Here is a 1,932-nt window from a genome sequence, read left to right on the forward strand (position 1 = left end):
CCGGCTTCCCGCGCGTGCCGCTCTTCGCCCACTTCTGCGACCAGACGCACCGCCTGGTCGAGCTGGCGGCCGACGACACGGCGTCCCGGCGCTGCGGCCACCTCACCACGGCCCTCGCCCTGATCGAGCTGAACCAGCACCGGGGCGTCCTCTCCTGCGACTCCAGCCGCCGGCTCCTGGGCGAGCGCGTCGACCGCCTGCTGGAGCCACCGCCGCGGCTGCTGCGCCGGCACCGCGCCCTGACCACGACAGTGGCCGCGCTGGTGCCGTTGCTACCCGTGCTGATCACCTTCGCCCCGGGGCTGACGGCGCTGTCCTGACCGTCCCCGCGGGGTGGCAGATCTTGCTCCGCCGGATGAGAAAGTCCAGGTCACAGACCCTCTCCAGGTGGCGGCACCTGGCGCAACACTCCGGCAACACGCCATTCCCTATCGCGTGGGTATGGTTCCAGCCATGCCAGCCACCGACCGCCCCCGAGACCATGCCGGGCAGGGCGCCGCGAGCACCGTCGCCGCCCACCGCGCACGGCGCCGGCTGCGTGCGGACCGGGCCCGGCAGCTCGCCGACCTGCTGCGCCGCCAGATCCTCACCGGCGCCTTCCAGGACGGCACCCTCCCCCACGAGTCGACCCTCGCCACCGACTACCGCGCCTCCCGCAACACCGTCCGCCAGGCCCTGGACCTGCTCCGGGCCGAGGGCCTGGTGGACCGGCTGCCCGGCGTCGGCACCGTCGTCGTCGCCCGGAAATACCCGCACGGGCTCGACCGTCTGATGGGCCTCGCGGAAACCCTCCGCGAACACGGCCGCGTCACCAACGAGGTCCGCACCATGGGCCCCGCCCCCGCACCCGTCCCCGTGGCCGAGCGCCTCCGCGTCCCGGCCGGCGCCGACGTCCTGTACATCGAACGCCTGCGCCGCCTGAACGGCCTCCCGCTCTCCCTCGACCTCACCTACATCCCGCTCGACATCGGCACCGCCCTGCTCGGCGCCGACCTCGAGAACACGGATGTCTTCCGCCTCCTGGAAGCCATCACCGGCCACCGTCTCGGCCACGCCGAGATCACCCTGGAGGCGGTGAACGCGGACGCCCACTCCGCAGCCGTGCTCCAAGCCCCGCGCGGCGCCGCCGTACTGATGCTGGAGCGCCTCACGCACCTCGCCGACGGCCGCCCCGTCGACCTGGAGTTCATCCGCTTCCGCGGCGACCGCATCACGATGAGCGGCCTGCTGCACCGGTCGTAACCGCCCCCGCCTGCACCTCTCCTGGAGACAGCCATGCCCTTGGCGCCCCAGCGGGCCGACGTGCCCGTGACCATCGACGAGTCGAAGTGCATCGACGGCTGCACCCTGTGCGTGGACATGTGCCCGCTGGACTCCCTCGCCATCGACGAGAGCAGTGGCAAGGCGTACATGCACGTCGACGAGTGCTGGTACTGCGGCCCCTGCGCGGCCCGCTGCCCCACCGGAGCCGTCACGGTCAACATGCCCTACCTGCTGCGGTGAGAGGTACACCCATCATGAGACGCACGTCAGTCGCCCTGTCCGCCGCCACGCTCCTGCTGCCCCTGTCCGCCTGCGGCGGCAGCGCCGAGGCGGGCAGCGGCTCCACGGTCACCGTGACCGTCGGCTACCAGTCCAAGACCATCAACACCGTCACCGCCGGAACCCTGCTGCGCTCCCTCGGATACTTCGAGAAGCAGCTCAACTCCCTGCACGACGGCCACACGTACAAGGTCGACTGGCAGGACTACGCCACCGGCGCCCCGATCACCGCCCAGATGACCGCCGGAAAGATCGACATCGGGTCGATGGGCGACTTCCCGCTGCTGCTCAACGCGGCCCGCGGCAAGCAGCTCGGCCGGCCGACCCACCTGGTCTCCGCCACCGGCTACAACCTGCGCGGCGGCCTCAACACCATCGTCACCGCACCGG

The 1,932-nt window shown here is 71.8% G+C and carries 4 protein-coding genes; all 4 read left to right on the top strand.

What is annotated here, in order from left to right; all coding sequences use genetic code 11:
* On the top strand, positions 1–320 hold a 320-nt coding region (locus IE312_RS38905), incomplete at its 5' end, for a M48 family metalloprotease (RefSeq protein WP_502266957.1).
* 133 nt (positions 321–453) lie between these two features.
* Positions 454–1,242, top strand: a complete 789-nt coding sequence (locus IE312_RS05350) for a GntR family transcriptional regulator (protein ID WP_189978795.1) — start codon at positions 454–456, stop codon at positions 1,240–1,242.
* 33 nt (positions 1,243–1,275) lie between these two features.
* Positions 1,276–1,503, top strand: coding sequence for a 4Fe-4S dicluster domain-containing protein (locus tag IE312_RS05355; protein WP_030347217.1), 228 nt, complete (start codon positions 1,276–1,278; stop codon positions 1,501–1,503).
* A gap of 14 nt (positions 1,504–1,517) precedes the next feature.
* Positions 1,518–1,932 (top strand): type 2 periplasmic-binding domain-containing protein (locus tag IE312_RS38910; RefSeq protein ID WP_502266958.1); only part of this gene is annotated, 415 nt, incomplete at its 3' end.

The sequence above is a fragment of the Streptomyces capoamus genome (assembly GCF_014654935.1).
GTDB classification, from domain to species: domain Bacteria; phylum Actinomycetota; class Actinomycetes; order Streptomycetales; family Streptomycetaceae; genus Streptomyces; species Streptomyces capoamus.

Bases quoted from the DNA above. Each gene is read 5' to 3' on its own strand.
- IE312_RS05350 (WP_189978795.1), top strand. From the start codon at position 454: ATGCCAGCCACCGACCGCCCCCGAGACCATGCCGGGCAGGGCGCCGCG.
- IE312_RS05355 (WP_030347217.1), top strand. From the start codon at position 1,276: ATGCCCTTGGCGCCCCAGCGGGCCGACGTGCCCGTGACCATCGACGAG.